Source organism: Paenibacillus sophorae, assembly GCF_018966525.1.
Taxonomy (GTDB): Bacteria; Bacillota; Bacilli; order Paenibacillales; family Paenibacillaceae; genus Paenibacillus_AQ; species Paenibacillus_AQ sophorae.
In genome coordinates this window covers 5,654,907-5,672,106 of record NZ_CP076607.1, presented here as the reverse complement: position 1 = coordinate 5,672,106, position 17,200 = coordinate 5,654,907, and the positions used below count along the sequence as shown (strand labels likewise).

Genomic DNA, 17,200 nt, shown 5'->3' with positions numbered 1-17,200 from the left:
AGGGTGAAGTTTATATGCTCGAAAGTATTAAGCAATTATTAAAAAATAATCCCCTTTCAGATGTCTATTTAGCTGGTTCTATCGATATTGAAGATGGTATTGCAGATTTTTGTCCAGACATGCGTTTTTTATACTTTGAATTAGGAGAAAAGCTGATTGAGTTCGAATCGATTAATCAGTATTCAAAACTATCCTTGAAGATAGTTGATTCAGTTCGGTATCAGTTTGAATTTGATGAAGATATGTTGCCGGGTAAATCGTCAGTACGTCATATTATCTTAACAGATTCAATGTCTGCGACTAATGGTGTGAAAAATATTAATTTTTACAATTTAGAGGAGCAGGAAAGTCAACTGATATGCGATGGTTTACAGATAAGACTCGTTAATGGACAGGAATTATTCCTTGATCCTTCGTTCTATTTTGGAATCAACATAGGTGGTTTGGAGCAGAAAAAGTTTTGGGTTGAAAATCTTACAAATGATTCTGTGCCAAATGAAACCTTTATAGAGATAGTTCATGAATGACTTATTAGGACCTTGAGGGCTTAATCCTCAAGGTTCGTCTTTTATGTCCCAATGCCGAATGGATAGGGTGGCTAAATGAACCAGCTCTCGTCAGCCTTGTATGAATTTTTCCTATTTGGAAGTACGCATGGTTTCATTCAACCTGTTGATATCAGGCCGCGGAACGGATGGGAGAAGCAGTACAAGAAAGAGCACTGGGAACTGAACTTTACCAATGGCGTGAGTTTGGCGCTGCCTGAGCCGCTCCAGGTCACGGAAGCAGACAGCAGTAAATGGAAAGAGTCCTATGTATACGGAGCCGGGGGCGAACGCCTCAGCATGACCTACCTGCCGGCTTACGATGATAACAACGGCTGGGAACCGACGCCTGGAGCCGGCGGAGCTGAACCGGGTGTGCAGCCGAAGACGCTATGGTACATGCAGGATGCGCTTGGCAGCACCTTGGGCCTTGTGGAGAAGGACGGGCGCGTATCCTCCCGCTACCATTACGACGAATTCGGCGTGCCGCAGGACGCGAAGAAGTTCGATCTGAACTGGCCGGGACCGGATAACTTGTTCGGTTATACCGGACTGGGTTATGATTTTACCAGCAGCAATACGTATGCTAGAGCGCGTTACTACGAGCCTGAGATTGGCAGGTTTATAAGTGAGGATACGTTTAGAGGGGATGCTTGGAATCCACAGAGCCAGAATCTTTATACGTATGTGGAGAATAATCCGCTCATTTATGTTGATCCTACAGGATTTGCTGCGGCACTAATCGGCTATGTTTATATCATTGAAGGACCATATGACGGTAAGATTGAAACATATGTAGGATCTACAGCACAGGATATTAAGAAACGGATGGGAAATCATAAATGGAAAGAAATCGTTCGACATCCTGATTCCACAGTAAAAGCAATTGAAGTAACCGCTGATCTTGATATCAAAGGATCGCACAAAGGCACCTATTTTGGTGCTAGAAATGAAGCATTAAGGGCCGCCGAGCAAGAAGTAATTAATAAGTATAAATCGGAAGGGATAAAATTAAAGAATGTAGATGAAGCCGCTACAGCAAAAAATTTGCCTATTTGGAAATCTCGCCATTCAGTCAGTTTCGCTATGAACTCCGCAAAATTGGCTTTAAAAGGAGGTAATCGAATAAACTCTGCTATTGGAGTATTCGATATTTATAAAACGGCTATGGATTTGAGAAGATCACAATTTGAATATGCTCCTTATTATATGCAGGATGAAGGAGGAGTATTTACTATTGGATACTCGAAAGAAGGCTGGTTCTCCAAAACTAAATATCATAAAACCTATCAGACAGGACCGTCTAAAGGAAATAGAATAAACATTGATAAGGAAGAATATAAGTTCTGGAAGGCTGAAGGAGAGGCGCTTTGGGGATATTTAGATGCATGGGGCAATTTTGTTCCAGGACTATTAAACCCCGTACTGCCAAGTTCAGATATAGTTATATAAAGGTGTGAAATTAGCGGCTCTAATGAAACTGACTTTCATTAGAGCCACCCAATAAATCGAATCAGAAAGGATGAATATATTGTCAGAAGAGCTAATCGTAGATGAGTCTAAATTTACACAACTTACAACCATAGAACCGCAATATGACAGTTTGAGAATAAGCAATCCGTCGGAAATTCAAGTAGATGTTGAGGCTTTAATTACCCATTTGAAACGGATAAAAGGCATAGAAAAAGTGGAAAAACTGATAATCGACTATAATTCTTCTTTAGAAAATCTTAGAATAGTAAGCGCATTTATTAATCTGAAGGTTTTGTATGTACATGGACAACATATTCAATCATTAGATGGGATTGAATGTTTTACTGAAGGTGAATATATTAAAATTCAAACCCACCATAACCGTCGTAGAGATCTCTCTCAACTTTCGAATACAAAAGTAACAGGCATTGATCTTTATGTAGAACGAAAAGAGGATTTAACTGCTATTGTAGGGCTCAAGTATCTTAAAACCATAGACATTTATCACTCGATGGAGCCTGATTTCAATGCATGGAAAGATGTCCATTTTGAAAATCTATCATTTAAGAGATGCAAATTCAAAGAATTGGGAAATATAGCTGCGATCTCAGGCTTAGATGATATCAGTGTACTGGGTTGTCGCAGCCTGGAACGTTTCACAGGAGATAACAGCAACATCAAACGGCTGGTTTTGGATGGCAGCAAAAAGCTGGATTTAAGTACGCTAAAAACTTTCGAGGGAATTGAAGTGTTAATTGTAAATAGCTGTACCAAGGAAATGAATCTAACTGAGATTGGAGGGCTAAAGAATGTTAAACACATTGATTTTATATTATGCCAAGTGCAGGTTGATCTAATTCATCTAAAGGAATACTTCCCTAAAATAGAATCACTGCATATCTCACAGATGAAAAAAGACTATGGAATGCAATTGAAGGAACTAAATCCTGATGTGGAGATTACAAGTAGATCTTTTAGGCTTGAGTAGCAAGATAGGTCAGTTATCCGATATGGCTTATTTTCGATACACAATAAGGTTGAATGATATAATCTGATGGACGGAGATTGGAAACAGTCACCGTTCATTTTTGCTCCATGGAGTAGCTTTATAAACTAGGATACGCATAAGGGGCAGATTGATGATCCGCAGAATTTGAATAAGTACTTGAGACAGTCATTAATAATCCTAAGTAAGTAATAACAAGTTATTCAAAACATGTACTTCAACGAATGGAGCAAAGGATAGTTACAGAGGACTTGTTACAATCCTATATATATTGGGGAGAATAAGCGGTGGAAAATAAAGGTGATTACTACTGCAAACTAATCGAAAAAGTTATAGAGTTAGGTCTATGCATGGACATTAACTATGAAAGAGAAAAAATATTCAAAACCAATACTTTAGAAAAACTTGGTATTACAGTAAAAGATGCGGACTCTGCATGTAAAACGTGTCCATATTGCCCACTATGCTAACAATACAAATCCACAACCACTGTAAGGATTTTTCCTCGTTATAAAGCAATGAAAAATAGGCCGTTACTGGCCTGTTTTTCATTGTCGAGGAAACGTATTGAATGCCTCCACCAGCAATTTCTTTGTCATCTGGATATACCGGATGTCCTTCGATCTTAGAATAGCAAGCACTCCCTGAATGGCGAAGAATTGCAAAGTCGTACCGCAGGCTTCATTCCACCAGGACTTGCCAAGAAGTGTGGTCAGACGGATGAAGAATATCCGGACCTGCATCCGGGTGGACCACAGGACGGATGGGAGAAGCAGTACAAGAAAGAGCATTGGGAACTGAACTTCACCAATGACGTAAGTCTGGCGCTGCCTGAGCCGCTTCAGGTCACGGAAGCAGACAGCAGTAAATGGAAAGAGTCCTATGTGTACGGAGCCGGGGGCGAGTGTCTCAGCATGACCTACCTGCCGGCCTACGATGCAAACAAAAACACTGGCTTTGAATTTCTTATGGAACAAGCAAATCGGTTAAGAAACATTTACTATCTAGCTCAATACAAACCAGGATGGGTGAGTATCCTTAATGATTGTTTTGAGTGGGGTGAAGTAGAAGCCTTTGGTCAGAAGTTATCATGTCATATAAATGTGCCTGTTATAACTATTTCGTATTTTGATGACGATTTATTGGAGTTGAGAGTTTTCTCGAAAGGGAGTAATACAACAGTACATCTCTGGTGTTCGAATGAAACTCGCGAGGTATATGGTCTAGCAAAGAAACAAGCTGATATCAGCGTCTTATCAAACCTGCTTGGACCTGAGTATACCGAAGAAATTAATGAGATTCTTGAGATAGATGAAAGCGAAGAAGCAATTGAGAAGCTTCAAGAATTGATTCAGGTTCCTTTATGGATTCATTCTGATTGGCTTAATGATATTGACGATGCAGAGTTAAAAAATAAGTACGTGAAGTATGATTTTAATAAGTAGTTTCAAGAAAGGTATTGACATCCGATAACAATGGTTGTTTACGCTGCGGAGCTCCGTAGCACCGAGTGAGTATATACCTATTCGACGACGAACTCGAAGCACAATCTGCCTATGACCGTCAATCCCAAAATGATGCCAGTTAAAGATCCTACAGTATAAATAAATGAGGTGAAGTCGTTGTGTATCCAAAACTAATAGCACCTTTCGAAATCATACCTTTTGAGATTATGACAAAAAGAGAAGCTAACCATTAGTTTGATTGGTTCATTTCACAGATCCCTGGAATCATTAGTTAAACTATGGACTTGGTTTATTCCACGTATTGAAATGGTTCCTAAAACTATAATAGTTGTCAATAATTCCTCCCTAAGAGCAGTAGAACAAGGTCCAAATGAAAATCAACTTTTTGATCTGTTTAATATCTGGAAAGAATATTTATAAAAGTATTGAGCTAACCACATTCGGGTGTAAGAACTACTCGCATGTTTTTTTGTCTGGGAGGTATTTAGCCTGGCCAACTATATCAACCATAACTCCAAGAAAGAATGATTCGATTGAATTATCCACTTATGATGCCGCCCTTTAATGTTAATTTTGAGGAAATGAAAAGAAAGGAAGCTCAAAATCATTTTGACTGGTTCATAAGTCAAGTTCCGGAGAGAATGAATATTCTAAATAAATATTCTAACGTAGACTTGGATTTTTCTCCTAAGTCCTTAGTAGAATTGTGGGAATATTTTATCCCTCTAATTCAGCTTGTCGATTTAAGTCCATTGCAAGAAGAAGAAATTTCGAAAAATGTACCAGATGGCCTTAGAAAGGTACTCCTAAATAAAATGAATAGGAACGGTTTAACGACTGAAACCTCTGCCATATCATTAGATATCGCAACATACTTTGGTGAGTATTTCCTTAGAAATCATCATCAAATTAAATGGGGATTTGTTACAAAACCTAGATCATTATTTTATCGTACGTTATATCAATAGTAGATGGGCAGACCCTTAAAGTATCGAAAGGGGAGGCAAATGAGCATCAGCTAGTAGATTTATATCAGATATGGATTAAGTACTTAGAATAGTCTGCTATATTTGGTCATTAAAATGGGAGATGTTTATCAAGTGTATGAGTCGTAATATCTAGTAAGGAGTTCGATTTTGTTGAAGGATGAGTATAAGAAAGAGCTGGCTCTCAATAAATGTTTAGACAATGAGACTTATGCTCTTATTACTGGTTTAGTACGTACACGTAGAATGAAGAGAGACGCTGATATGCTGCACTTACAGGGGGATGACGAGGCTAATTATGGTGTAGAAGGAGAGTTTTATTTTGATCCCAATGATTTCAGTAATAAGGGTCAAACAATAGATGATTCTATACTAAATTACAATACCCCTCCGGGTTGCCAGCCTGACCTATGGTTGTTTTGGATACCTGCTAATAATGGTTGCAGTTTAATATGAGAGGGGCCTGATGACTCGGATTATATTTTAGATTGGATAGCCTATTTAATTAAAAAAATTTTTGAACCCAGAGGATATTTACTAAACGGGGGATTTCAAATTTTCGCTGAGAGAGGATTAGAAACAATAGAAATCAAAGATAATCATATTATGAAGAATGGAAAACTAGTAGAGTTAGACGAAGTATTGTTAAATATAATGATGAAAAGGGTGCAGTAATCGAACTCCTCAAATATAAAAAGAAACAAAATAATCAAAATGGAGATGAGTCCAGATCAAAAATGGGCTATAGAGATCGAGAATAGAGATCGTAAAATAGTTGCTGTCTTATCACGTGTTATCAATGGTTTAATCATTCTTTTCGAGTACTATTCAACCTGGAAGTGAAGAGGAGATACAATTAGATTTACCTTTGTAGTGTTTTATTTTGGTTAAATATTTCGAGTTAATTCCCTCAAGGTTTTTACAAACCTATTTGACTGAAGGAATCAGATGCAGTCCTCAATATTTTTGCTACTATACATACAGCCAACACACAAAAATGTGTTTTATCCTGCTTAGAAGGTTGAGTTAGGAGGAGAATGACTAAAAATCAGATTGTACAAATTATCCTGGCAGCCGTGGTTAGTTTCGCTTTAGCGTGCATCTGGGCATTTATCGCATATTTTAGCGGACTTGTTCTATCCATAGGTGAAGTATTTGAGAAAGCAGGCCTTATTCAATTTTCTCTTCTACTGTAGTATACGCTTTTTTTAGTTCATTACTTTGGATTTAAGATGACCTTGAAAGGAACGAATATGACACCACCAAAAACCGTTCTGGTCGTTAGCGTATCGATCCTGCGGGACGGCAAGGTGCTGATGATTAAGGAGAATAAACCATCCGTCCGGGATAAGTGGAATTTCCCATCCGGCCGGATCGAGCCGGGAGAAGATATTCCGGAGGCCGCGCGCCGCGAGGTCAAAGAGGAAACCGGATATGAGGTCAGGCTTACAGCGGCGACGGGGATTTATAATTTTGTCAGCAGCATGGGCGATCAGGATATTTTGTTTCATTTTACCGGGGAAATTGCCGGGGGCTCTCTTCAGCTGGAAGAGAACATCATTGTAGACAGCCGATGGGTAAGCTTACCCGAATTATTGGACTGGGACCCGAAAGAAATACGTGAAGCCGGAGTTATCGCACAAATTACAAACAACCTCATTGCCGGCATAGAGTATCCGATGGCTGTATTTCATCCGCAGCTGCCGACATGCATGCGCAATGTCACATCATCATTTTCAGAAATACGATAAAATTTTCATAAAAATTGATGGTTTTTGATGGAAACCACAGTAGCAAAGTTATAGAGGAGGCATCTTGATGATTAATCAACAGACGCTTGAAAGCTATTATGAGAAGAAGGGCAGACTGCAGCAGAATTTTCTAACGAAACAATTCCAGGCTGATCTTCCCAAGTTTTCGACGCATGAGGAGGCAGCGGGCTGGTTCAAAGAGCTTTTTGGGGACGACTTCATCTTTGTAGAGAAGACGAAAGCGGCTAACGAAACAGAATTCTACTACCTGTACGACATTATTCATGACCGCGAGAGATGGGAACGCAGAGAAAGAGATATTAAGGAGAAGGGCTTCGCGAACGGTTTGGGCATGCTGCTGTGCGCCCAGCGGGTCGATATTTACGAGGACGGTTCGGTAGAGCTGGCATTTTAACAAGCTTTAATGAAACAAGATTCAGGACAAGCAACCGGTCAATGCGCAGGCAGAGTGCATGGCTGGTTTTTGTTTTACTATCAGGATAAAGTACTAGAAAAGGCTAGGGGTCGTTGGTATGAAACTACTAAAATGCGTTTCGATTCTCATTATCCTTCTTGTTTCGTCCGGATGTGGTAACGGTACCACTTCAGCATCGAAGCAGGGTCCAAACGGAACGGCGGCTCCAAAGGCAGTCGTATCGGCAGCACCGACGGCAGCAGCAACAGCGTCTCCTACGGCAGTCCCGTCGGCGGCGCAGGCACCAGTTGTATCGGCGGTCCCGACGGCAGCTCCATCAGCGGCTGGAGAGAGTGAGGAGTTTTGGGCGAAATTGGATAAAGAGCTCGAAAGTGAAGATTACAGCTCCATTGCGGCGGAATTTGAGAAAGTCCCCAATCCAAGCGAAGACCTGACCGCCATTTATAACTTCGCCATGTACAATATTTACGGGCAGGACGGGGACGATGAGAAGTCACTCGAATATTTATACAAAATTCCGGCGGACTACCAGGGCAGACACGCGGATCTCGTATCCTATTGGAAGTTCGTTCATGAATCGTACGCTGAAGGCAAGACGGAGAATATTACGTTTGACGAGTACAAGCAGAAATATTATAAATCCGGCAAAAGCGATAACTAGAGCAGTGGAGCTCTTGCCGGTGGCTTTTATTCTGGATTTAGGCTCCCGGAGGCCCGCGTCTCCTTGAAATAGTAAAGAATGTAGATGATCAGCGGGATGACGAAGAAATTGATCAGCTGAACATACAGCAGATAGTCAAGAATGTGGAACATATCGAACAGATTCTTGGAAAACAGATAAGAGAAAATGATCGTTAGCGCGCAGACGTAATACTCTTTGAATCGTATCTTCATTCCCGACAGCCTTATCAGCTCCATAAGCGCAAACATGCAAACAACATACCGGATATACCAGCCCGCGACAACCTGCAGCATGACAAACAGCTCACCGGCTTCTAAGAAACCGAAAGCGCTGACAATCTGTGTCTGGGTCAGTTTAGGAAAGAGAAGGTCTTCCGCCCGCTCAGGGCCAAAAGTGGTGATAACGCCCAGCATGGAGAAAATCAGCATCTGGATGATGAATAAAAGAGCGATGGTGCTGTGCTTAATGAGCTTGGTTTTGTCCCGGACACTGTCAAGATAGGGAATAAAAATAATGACGCAGCTGAGCGCGCCCAAAATTTTGATGGTGGATAGAAAAAAGCCAGCGGTCATTCCATGCTCCAGAATGGGGTAGATATGCTTTATTTCTTTATACTTATGCGTAAGGAATCCCAGTATGATGCCGGATATGCTGATGAAAAAGATAACAATGATCGTCGTAATGGTCACGGAGGCAATCCCCTTTTTGACAATATAAACCGCAGACAGGGCAGTAACGGCGATAAATACCCATACCGGAGTAAGCAGCTGAAAGCCCGAATGAATGACAATGGCCTCCGCCCCGGCGCTTTCAAATATAGTTAATAGAATGGTCAGCAGAAACAAGCAAGCGAAAAAAGCCCCGACCCATTTCCCCAACGTTTTTGAATAAATATCCAGCAGATTATAGTTCCCCGTTTTTTTATGAATCTTCAGAAGCAACCAGACATACAGCAGGATAATCGGAGACGCCAGAATCATCGCAATCCAGGTGTCTCTCCCGCCAAGCTTAATAAAAGCGGTAGGAAATGTCTTCAAAGTTACAACGGCCAGACTGGTGATAATAAAAAATAATTGTTTTGAATTCATGCTTCCCACATAGAACACCTTCTTTCGGAAAAGAGATACATCTCGTCAGCAGTATCGTCAACTATTAGGAATATTATTCCGGAATCTTGGCATACTACACCGAAAGGTAAAGAAGGGCGGGGAGGATGATGGCAGTAAAAGAAGCTGAAATAACAGCTAAGTTAAGCGGTTGTTTCGATTTTGCAATTAGAGAAATTTATATTAATAAGAGCAGAATCATCCTGTTTTATCTTGAAACCATCTGCGATTCCACTTATATCAGCCAATATATCATTGACCCTTTAGCCCAATTGCAGCAGCATCCTTCAACCAAAGAAGAGATCACCACGGCCATCCTTGCCTCTAAATTCGATGAAGTATCGAATGCCAAGCAGGCTTTGGAGTGTATTTTATCAGGGAGTCCGGTAGTGATCTTTGAAGCAATTGATTATGCCATATATTGTGACGCCCAAAAAATAGAAACAAGAGCCATTGAGAAATCACAATACGAATCCTCCCTGGTGGGTTCGAATGAAAGCTTCAACGAGCTTTTGGTCAACAACATCAGCTTAATAAGAAAAAGAATGGCCACAGAAACGCTAAGAGTGGAAGGCTATGTTCTGGGCAAGCAATCGAAAACGCAGGCGGTCCTGTTATATGTTGAAGGAACTGCACCTGATGATCTTGTGGAAACGGTACGAAAAAAGCTGGAAACGATGGACAATGAGTTTGTGCTGGACATTCATTATGTAGCGGAGACTTTAAGTCCGGGAAGAACTTTATTTGACACGACCGGATTTTCCGATAAGCCGGATTCCGTGGTAGCCAAGCTTTTCGAGGGAAGAATATCGGTGATGGTAAATGGCAATCCGTTTGCGTTGACCGCGCCGTGCTTTTTTTTTGAGAACCTTCAAGCTCAAGATGACTATTCTTCCAATATGCTCTTTGCCACTTTGCTGCGTTTTGTAAGATTGGCATCCGTTATAATTTCGCTGCTGCTGCCCGGGTTTTATGTGGCGCTGACCACCCATCATTTTTCTCTCATCCCTTCGGCCTTTGTCTTTAAGCTCGCGGTTTCCCGCTCAGGGGTCCCTTTTCCGACTGTAATTGAGGTGATCTTGATGTTTCTATTCTTCGAGCTCTCAAGAGAAGCCGGACGGCGGCTTCCGAGTCAGATTGGACAGTCGCTCAGTATTGTCGGCGCATTGATTCTGGGAGATGCCGCCGTAGGCGCGGGGCTTACTTCGCAAACTACCGTTGTGATTACCGGAGTTTATGCCATAACCTCTTTTATTAACCCGAGGTTCACCTCTGCGGTGTCTGTGTGGTCGATATTCTCGATCATTATGTCAGCTTTCTTCGGGCTGCATGGATTTTATCTGGGTTTCATTTTGCTAGTCGCTCATTTGGCTTCGCTTAGAAGCTGTGATTTTCCCTATTTATTCCCGATTGGCACCGAGAAGTCATTTCGTGCTGCGAACAAGGATGTATTTGTACGGGGGCCTCTGAGAAAGATATCCAATTCCTTTGTTTACAGGGGTAGAAAATGATGAAGTACATGAAAAAGATAACGGTGCTCCTGCTGATTCTATCGATCCCGTCGTGCTTGCTGACCTCCTGCCTGGGATACAGGGATCTGGATCATATCGTGTTTGTAACCTCTATTTTGATTGATCGGGATGATGAGAATAATATCGTTTTCTATTTTGAAACCCTTAACTCTATTCGCAGCTCTTCAATGGAAGCGAATCAGGAAAAAAGAATTATCTACAAAATTGGAACCCAGAACCCCGGCGATGCGCTTAACGAACTTGAATCGCATACGAGCGCGCCTGTCACCCTGGCCCATAATAAAGTGCTGCTATTTACGGAAAGATTTGCGCGCGGCGGACTTGACCAGGCCTTTGAACTGTTCGAAAGATGGCAGGACTCCAATGCGCGCACCTTGCTGGGGATTTTCGTGGGGGATACCGATTTCTATGTTAAACCGAACCATCAGGACGAAACGATGACAGGACTGTACCTGTATGACATGCTGGGCGATATGCAATCGGTGACATCAGATGGGGTCAAGATCAATATTAAGGAATTTATGAGCCAAAAATACATTGGGGACCGGGTAAACTCCGTCCCGATTATCAATGTGTCTAAAGACGATGTTACGCAGGGACAGTATTATCTCGATGGTCTGGGGCTGATCAAGGAATACAAGCTGATTGGCAAACTAAACAGCGAGGAGACCGGTTACTATAACTTCCTCGTGGACAAAGGGGTATCCGGTAATATCAATACTAAGAATCCCGAAGACGAGACGAAGACGGTATCTCTGATGCTGCAAAATAACACGCGCTATAAGTCTAAACTGAAGCTTGAAAATGACGTCTTGAAGCTGTTTGTCAAAATAAAGCTTAATACGGATATTTCAGCAGTCCAAGGTAAGCTTAAACTGACGGACGAGACGATTGCGAAAATGGAGGAATCCATGGAGGAGAAGCTTGAGCGGAACTGCCAGAAGATGTTTCGGGAATGGAAGGATAGAAAGATCGATATTTTTGATGTCCAGGAGAAATTTGAAAGAAAATATCCTGCCGACAGGAGAAAGAATATTATTGAAAATACGGAACTGGAAGTGGATTTCAAGGTGAATATTATCGGGACATCTGCGGTCAGGGATGCAACCTAAAGGAAGGCGGTCAGCCGCGCGCCGGCCCATCAATCACCGCCGATTTATCGCCGCCTGTTGATGCGGGAGAAGACTGCCGGAAGGCAAGTTGACTTTCGCTATCATCATGCGATATTATATGCATGAACATGCATTTTGCATAATAAGGAGAGATTCCATTGACCGATTTATTTACTCCGTACAAACTTAAAGGGCTGGAACTCAAGAACCGGATTGTTCTGCCTCCGATGTGCCAGTATTCGGTAACGAATAAAGATGGCATTGCCAATGAGTGGCATCATACCCACTATGTCAGCCGGGCGGTTGGCGGGACTGGACTTATTATTATCGAAATGACCGATGTCGAGCCGGACGGCCGGATTACGGATTATGATCTGGGGCTGTGGTCCGATGAACAAATTCCGGCACTTGCCCGAATTGTGGAAGACTGCCACCGGTATGGCGCGAAGGTCGGCATCCAAATTGCGCACGCCGGCCGTAAAGCCCAAGATGCGTCGGTTCCCGTCTCTTCATCGCCGGTTCCGTTCAACGAGGAGTCGAAGACGCCGCGCGAGCTGTCGACCGATGAAGTGAAAGAGATGGTGGAGAAGTTCCGGCTGGCTGCTCGCCGGGCAGTGCAGGTGGGATTTGACACCATCGAGCTGCATGGCGCTCACGGATATTTGATCCACCAGTTCACCTCACCGCTTACCAACCGGAGAAGTGACGAGTACGGGAAGGATCTGACGAGGTTCGGCTGTGAAGTTATCGCTGCGGTCAAGGGCGAAATGCCGGAAGACATGCCGCTCATTCTGCGTATTTCCGCTCAGGAGTACGTTGAAGGCGGTTATGGAATTGAGGATAGCCTGAAATTCAGCAAAGTATTTAAGGAAGCCGGCGTAGACATGTTCCATATCAGCGCCGGAGGCGAAGGCCCGATCGCTGCGGCCGGCCGCCCGGGTACGCATGCCGCTTACCAGGTGCCGCTCGCGAGAGCGATCAAAGAGGGACTGGACGTTCCGGTCATCGCGGTTGGCCGTCTGGACGATTCCGCGCTTGCAAATGCTGTCATCGGCAACGATGAAGCCGATCTGGTTGCCGTGGGGCGCGGCATGCTGATGAACCCTTACTGGGCTCTGACCGCGGCCGTTGAGCTGCATAAGGAGACGGTAATTCCACAACAGTATGAGCGCGGCTTTGCCTTGTTTAGCTAACAGCGGCTTCATAGTTCCGTTAAGCCGGTAACAAACCGAAAACCCCGTTTCAAGACAAGTGTCCTGGAACGGGGTTATTTTATCTATGGAATGCATGCGCCTAGTTGGCGAAGTTATTGGCGATTACGTTCTCAACGCCTTTCATCTGATACAGCAGATCAGCCAGACGAGGCTTGATACTGCCGACCATGCCGATAATCGTCCGGTGGGTTTCGCGCTGCGTATAGACCTTCAGACCCTCACTTTCAAGAATGTTAACAATGGCCTGCAGTTCTTCCTGTTGGTTGGATGCAACGATCATCATAACTGAAACCTCCCTTTCCCGGATTTGATAGAATAACCTGCTTTCGCACTTTTTAGCTTTTGTGCTTTTACGCTTTTATGCTTTTAGGTGATAAAGTAAATTTAACCGATTCCATGAATTTAGTCAATAGATTTTTGTGCTTTTTTCTATGGATGGATGAAAAAAGCCTGAACGCTTCCTGCACAGAAACGTTTCAGGCTCGTTCAGACTGATGATGGCGGTGCTCTAATACCGGATGCTGCCCGGCAGTAGGACATTATTCACTTTCCTGCGGCTTGACAGCCTATTGTGTTAAATAATCGGCGATACCGTCCGCGATTGCCTGGGCGGCTTTCCTCTGGTAAGAAGCTCTGCGGACGATAGACTCGTCGGTCGGACTGGTCAGAAACCCCAATTCAACTAAGGCAGCCGGCGTTTCATTTGTCCTTAGAATATGGTAATCGCCGAAGGACAACCCGTTGCTTTTTAGGCCGATGCCCTCGCTGAGCCGGTTCTCAATGGCACGGGCCAGCTTCAAATCATCGGACTCCGAATAAAAAAATGTCAGCGTCCCCGATACTTTTTTCGGCGAGGAATTGAAATGCACGCTGATAAAAGCGTCCGCCGAGACCGACTGGGCAAGCTCTGCCCGGGTAGACAGCGAAGGCCGCTCATCGTCCTGTGTCCGCGTCATGGTCACCCGTGCGCCAGCCGCTTTCAAATAATCGCGCAGGTACAGCGCCGTCTGAAGATTCAGGTCTTTTTCCATCGTGCCGTAGGTTGTGCCGATCATCCCCGGATCGTCTCCGCCATGGCCGGGATCGACGACAATCCGCTTGCCGCGAAGACCGGCTGACGCAGGTCTGCTGACATCAGCGCTGCTGCTCGTCCTTCTTATGCCGACAGCGGAGGCTGCCGATGTTCCGGCGGTCACGTACGGCTCCGCGACCCAGCCGGTGACGCCGCCCTCTGCCCGTATGTTCAGCCATCCGGACTGGCGGGAGAGGATGGCAACGGCATCGCGGGCCTGAAGCGAACCGACAACATCATAACCGGTCCCGGGTCCGCTGCGGATACGCAGCGAGTCTGCCGTAACGGTTGCCGTGGAAGGGCGGGAGCTTGTACTCTTTTTCGCCGCAGTAACGGTTGCTTGGCTTGAAGCCGCTGAGCCGCCAGCCTTCTTGAGATAATATCCCGCTACCCAGCCTGTCATGCTTCCGGATCGAATCTTGAGCCACCCATGCTGCTCCTCCGAGACGGTAACAAGTGATCCTCCTTTGACCGAGCCCGTGACCGCCGCTCCGCCCGCCGGCTCGCTGCGCACATTAAGTGAAGTTGTGTACACCTTGGCGGTATAGCTGTCCGCCTGTGTCGTATGTGAAGTAAGTATGAGGCCAAGGAGGGTTATCGCCGCTGCTGCGGCGGCCATCCGCTTGAACACCGTTGGACGGCCAGGCCGGGCCGGATGCTTGGCCGCATTCGGCCTGAGAAAATGATATATTTGTTTATTCATCTGTAGCCTCGCTTTATGTTGGAATTTAAGCCTGAGAAGAACTCTTCTTGCGGGCAATTTCCCGGCGGACGACCGGTGCAACTTCCGTCGCAAGCAGCTCGATGGCCGAAGCGACCTTGGAGAAAGGCATGCCGCCGACATCCATCTGGGCCATGAAGCGGGTATGTCCGAACAGCTCATGCTGGTACAGAATTTTCTCGATGATCTGCTGCGGACTGCCGACGGCCAGCGCTTCGCCGGGCTGGGTGTATGCCTCGAAGTCTTCGCGGGTGAACCGAAATTCAGTTCCCGGCCGGGCCATGAAGCCGTTAAGATAGTTCAAGTAGTAAGGGTAGAAATCATCAAGCGCCTGCTTGGAAGACTTGGCGATATACCCGTGACTGGTGACGGCAATCTTGAGGCTCTCCGGTGACCGGCCGGCTTCGGCCCCCGTCTGCCGGTATAGCTCCGCCAGATGCCTGAACCGTTCCGGACTGCCGGAGAGGATGGCGATCGCCATACCGGTTCCAAGTCTTCCGGCTCTTTCCGCGCTTGCCGGAGTGCCGCCTACGCCGATCCAGAGCGGAAGCCTTGGCTGAAGGGGCCGGGGAGAAATTTCGGCGTCCTTGAGCGGCGGACGGTACGCGCCCTGCCAGTTCACGGTCTCATGCTCGCCAAGCTGCTGAAGGAGAGCGAGATTCTCGGCGAACAGCTGCTGGTAGTCGTTCAGGTCATAGCCGAATAAAGGGAAGGACTCTGTGAACGCGCCGCGTCCGGCCATGATTTCCGCGCGTCCTTCCGACAGAAGGTCGAGAGTGGCGAAATCCTCGAACAGTCTGACGGGATCGATGGTGCCAAGCACCATGGTTGTGCTGGCCAGCTTGATCCGGCTCGTAACCTGGGAAATGGCCGCAAGCACGACGGGAACCGAGGAGACGGCAAAATCCAGCCGGTGATGCTCTCCAACGCCGAATACGTCAAGCCCTGCCTCGTCGGCCAGTTTGGCAGCGGCTACAATATCCTGGAGACGGCGGTGCTGGCTCACGGCTTGTCCCGTTACGGGATCAGGGACGATATCTCCCAAGGTATATACACCAAATTCGAAACTGCCTCGGAGTGCCGATTCATTATTTTGAATAGTCATAAAGATGGCTCCTTTTACGGTCTGTGAACTTGAATCGTTGTGATTATTATAACAGTTTCCAGGTGAAACGCCTTCAGTTTCTTGCCCTTCTGAAATAAATCGTGGTAAGTTAAGGATTGCGAGAGGGAAAGAAACCGCCGGGATATCCCGCACGGCGAAGGGATAGGAGCAGGAAAATATGGCTTATAAAATTGTATTCTTTGATATCGACGGAACATTGGTCAATGAGGAGAAGGAGATTCCGAAAGATACGCTGCAGGCGGTTTCCAAATTAAAGCAGACCGGTGTTGAACCGGTAATCGCCACGGGGCGTGCGCCTTATTTTATCAAGCCTTTGGCGGAAGCGCTGGGCATCGACTCTTATGTATGCCTGAACGGAGCCTATGTCGTGTATAAAGGGAAGACGCTGTACAAGCGGCCCTTGTCCAAGGAAACGATTCAGGCGCTGATTGCGCTGGCGGCCCGGCACCGGCATGCGCTGGTGTTCCAAGGCGAGCATACCTATTTCGCGGACAGCGAGAACCACCCGTTCGTGACTGAATCCGTCAATACGCTTAAGGTGGACCAGCCTGGATTCGACCCTGAATTCTGGAAAAACAATGAGATTTATCAGATGTTCCTCCACTGCGAGGGCCATGAGGAAGCGCTGTATGAAGAACTGCTGTCCCAGCTCCGGCTGATCCGCTGGCATCCGCTTGCAATGGATGTGCTGCCGCCTGGAAGCTCCAAGGCCAAGGGCATCGAAGCTATGCTGAACATGCTTGGCATAAGCTCCGAGGAGTCGGTCGCATTCGGCGACGGCTTGAACGATAAGGAGATGCTGGAGCTGGCCGGTATGGGCATTGCCATGGGGAACGCGCATGAAGAGCTGATTCCCTATGCGGATTACGTAACCAGCCATGTGGACGAAGGCGGCATCTATAACGGCCTGGTGAAAGCGGGTTTGATTTAACCGGGGCAGTGTCCCCGGGGACAAAGGCGAGGAGGAAGGAC

At 45.6% G+C, this 17,200-nt stretch carries 18 protein-coding genes; 14 read left to right on the top strand and 4 right to left on the bottom strand.

The features are described from left to right. Positions 1–14 precede the first annotated feature (14 nt). The 10 genes from KP014_RS27545 to KP014_RS27500 all read left to right on the top strand — a co-directional run bounded on the left by KP014_RS27545 (position 15) and on the right by KP014_RS27500 (position 8,324). Positions 15–527: a hypothetical protein gene (locus KP014_RS27545; protein ID WP_036599146.1), complete on the top strand. Its 513-nt coding sequence runs from the start codon at positions 15–17 to the stop codon at positions 525–527. A gap of 75 nt (positions 528–602) precedes the next feature. Next, entirely contained in the window at positions 603–1,997 is a 1,395-nt protein-coding gene (locus KP014_RS27540) for an RHS repeat domain-containing protein (RefSeq protein ID WP_090834486.1), read from the top strand. A 79-nt stretch (positions 1,998–2,076) separates the two neighbouring features. After that, on the top strand, positions 2,077–3,006 hold the full coding sequence (locus KP014_RS27535) for a hypothetical protein (protein WP_036604503.1): 930 nt from the start codon (positions 2,077–2,079) through the stop codon (positions 3,004–3,006). 305 nt (positions 3,007–3,311) lie between these two features. After that, positions 3,312–3,494, top strand: coding sequence for a hypothetical protein (locus KP014_RS27530; RefSeq protein WP_139210631.1), 183 nt, complete (start codon positions 3,312–3,314; stop codon positions 3,492–3,494). 189 nt (positions 3,495–3,683) lie between these two features. Beyond that, positions 3,684–4,469 carry a hypothetical protein gene (locus tag KP014_RS27525; protein ID WP_090834485.1) on the top strand — a complete coding sequence of 262 codons (786 nt, stop codon included), beginning with the start codon at positions 3,684–3,686 and terminating at the stop codon, positions 4,467–4,469. Between the two features lie 569 nt (positions 4,470–5,038). Then, positions 5,039–5,458 carry a hypothetical protein gene (locus KP014_RS27520; protein ID WP_216700430.1) on the top strand — a complete coding sequence of 140 codons (420 nt, stop codon included), beginning with the start codon at positions 5,039–5,041 and terminating at the stop codon, positions 5,456–5,458. A gap of 171 nt (positions 5,459–5,629) precedes the next feature. Next, on the top strand, positions 5,630–5,932 hold the full coding sequence (locus KP014_RS27515; protein ID WP_090834483.1) for a hypothetical protein: 303 nt from the start codon (positions 5,630–5,632) through the stop codon (positions 5,930–5,932). A 797-nt stretch (positions 5,933–6,729) separates the two neighbouring features. After that, positions 6,730–7,227 carry an NUDIX hydrolase gene (locus KP014_RS27510; protein WP_036592543.1) on the top strand — a complete coding sequence of 166 codons (498 nt, stop codon included), beginning with the start codon at positions 6,730–6,732 and terminating at the stop codon, positions 7,225–7,227. Positions 7,228–7,294: 67 nt separating this feature from the next. After that, positions 7,295–7,642 (top strand): hypothetical protein, encoded by a 348-nt coding sequence (locus tag KP014_RS27505; RefSeq protein WP_036592541.1) that lies wholly within the window; start codon positions 7,295–7,297, stop codon positions 7,640–7,642. A gap of 118 nt (positions 7,643–7,760) precedes the next feature. Next, on the top strand, positions 7,761–8,324 hold the full coding sequence (locus KP014_RS27500; RefSeq protein ID WP_139210629.1) for a hypothetical protein: 564 nt from the start codon (positions 7,761–7,763) through the stop codon (positions 8,322–8,324). A gap of 26 nt (positions 8,325–8,350) precedes the next feature. On the opposite strand, the gene KP014_RS27495 is transcribed toward KP014_RS27500, so the two are convergent. Continuing rightward, positions 8,351–9,433, bottom strand: coding sequence for a GerAB/ArcD/ProY family transporter (locus tag KP014_RS27495; RefSeq protein ID WP_036605106.1), 1,083 nt, complete (start codon positions 9,431–9,433; stop codon positions 8,351–8,353). A gap of 125 nt (positions 9,434–9,558) precedes the next feature. Between KP014_RS27495 and KP014_RS27490 the strand changes: the two genes are divergently transcribed. The 3 genes from KP014_RS27490 (at position 9,559) to KP014_RS27480 (ending at position 13,288) form a co-directional block, all read left to right on the top strand. After that, the gene (locus tag KP014_RS27490; RefSeq protein WP_090834481.1) at positions 9,559–10,962 is read left to right on the top strand and encodes a spore germination protein; all 1,404 of its coding nucleotides are present in this window, start codon (positions 9,559–9,561) and stop codon (positions 10,960–10,962) included. 8 nt (positions 10,963–10,970) lie between these two features. Further along, the gene (locus KP014_RS27485) at positions 10,971–12,095 is read left to right on the top strand and encodes a Ger(x)C family spore germination protein (RefSeq protein WP_175491909.1); all 1,125 of its coding nucleotides are present in this window, start codon (positions 10,971–10,973) and stop codon (positions 12,093–12,095) included. A gap of 158 nt (positions 12,096–12,253) precedes the next feature. After that, positions 12,254–13,288 carry an NADH:flavin oxidoreductase/NADH oxidase gene (locus KP014_RS27480; protein WP_036605103.1) on the top strand — a complete coding sequence of 345 codons (1,035 nt, stop codon included), beginning with the start codon at positions 12,254–12,256 and terminating at the stop codon, positions 13,286–13,288. Between the two features lie 100 nt (positions 13,289–13,388). Here KP014_RS27480 and KP014_RS27475 read toward each other — a convergent pair whose 3' ends face one another. The 3 genes from KP014_RS27475 to KP014_RS27465 all read right to left on the bottom strand — a co-directional run bounded on the left by KP014_RS27475 (position 13,389) and on the right by KP014_RS27465 (position 16,207). Further along, positions 13,389–13,592, bottom strand: coding sequence for a hypothetical protein (locus tag KP014_RS27475; RefSeq protein WP_036605101.1), 204 nt, complete (start codon positions 13,590–13,592; stop codon positions 13,389–13,391). A gap of 283 nt (positions 13,593–13,875) precedes the next feature. Further along, on the bottom strand, positions 13,876–15,084 hold the full coding sequence (locus KP014_RS27470) for an N-acetylmuramoyl-L-alanine amidase family protein (protein ID WP_175491908.1): 1,209 nt from the start codon (positions 15,082–15,084) through the stop codon (positions 13,876–13,878). 25 nt (positions 15,085–15,109) lie between these two features. After that, positions 15,110–16,207, bottom strand: a complete 1,098-nt coding sequence (locus KP014_RS27465; RefSeq protein WP_036597930.1) for an LLM class flavin-dependent oxidoreductase — start codon at positions 16,205–16,207, stop codon at positions 15,110–15,112. Positions 16,208–16,385: 178 nt separating this feature from the next. Between KP014_RS27465 and KP014_RS27460 the strand changes: the two genes are divergently transcribed. Next, a complete protein-coding gene (locus tag KP014_RS27460; protein ID WP_036597932.1) occupies positions 16,386–17,159 on the top strand; it encodes a Cof-type HAD-IIB family hydrolase in 774 nt (257 codons plus the stop codon). The last annotated feature ends 41 nt before the right edge of the window (positions 17,160–17,200 follow it).

Excerpts from the sequence above, each read along its gene's own strand:
- KP014_RS27545 (WP_036599146.1), top strand. The coding sequence starts at position 15 with ATGCTCGAAAGTATTAAGCAATTATTAAAAAATAATCCCCTTTCAGAT.
- KP014_RS27540 (WP_090834486.1), top strand. The coding sequence starts at position 603 with ATGAACCAGCTCTCGTCAGCCTTGTATGAATTTTTCCTATTTGGAAGT.
- KP014_RS27520 (WP_216700430.1), top strand. The coding sequence starts at position 5,039 with ATGATGCCGCCCTTTAATGTTAATTTTGAGGAAATGAAAAGAAAGGAA.
- KP014_RS27510 (WP_036592543.1), top strand. The coding sequence starts at position 6,730 with ATGACACCACCAAAAACCGTTCTGGTCGTTAGCGTATCGATCCTGCGG.
- KP014_RS27505 (WP_036592541.1), top strand. The coding sequence starts at position 7,295 with ATGATTAATCAACAGACGCTTGAAAGCTATTATGAGAAGAAGGGCAGA.
- KP014_RS27500 (WP_139210629.1), top strand. The coding sequence starts at position 7,761 with ATGAAACTACTAAAATGCGTTTCGATTCTCATTATCCTTCTTGTTTCG.
- KP014_RS27495 (WP_036605106.1), bottom strand. The coding sequence starts at position 9,433 with ATGAATTCAAAACAATTATTTTTTATTATCACCAGTCTGGCCGTTGTA.
- KP014_RS27490 (WP_090834481.1), top strand. The coding sequence starts at position 9,559 with ATGATGGCAGTAAAAGAAGCTGAAATAACAGCTAAGTTAAGCGGTTGT.
- KP014_RS27485 (WP_175491909.1), top strand. The coding sequence starts at position 10,971 with ATGAAAAAGATAACGGTGCTCCTGCTGATTCTATCGATCCCGTCGTGC.
- KP014_RS27475 (WP_036605101.1), bottom strand. The coding sequence starts at position 13,592 with ATGATGATCGTTGCATCCAACCAACAGGAAGAACTGCAGGCCATTGTT.
- KP014_RS27470 (WP_175491908.1), bottom strand. The coding sequence starts at position 15,084 with ATGAATAAACAAATATATCATTTTCTCAGGCCGAATGCGGCCAAGCAT.
- KP014_RS27465 (WP_036597930.1), bottom strand. The coding sequence starts at position 16,207 with ATGACTATTCAAAATAATGAATCGGCACTCCGAGGCAGTTTCGAATTT.
- KP014_RS27460 (WP_036597932.1), top strand. The coding sequence starts at position 16,386 with ATGGCTTATAAAATTGTATTCTTTGATATCGACGGAACATTGGTCAAT.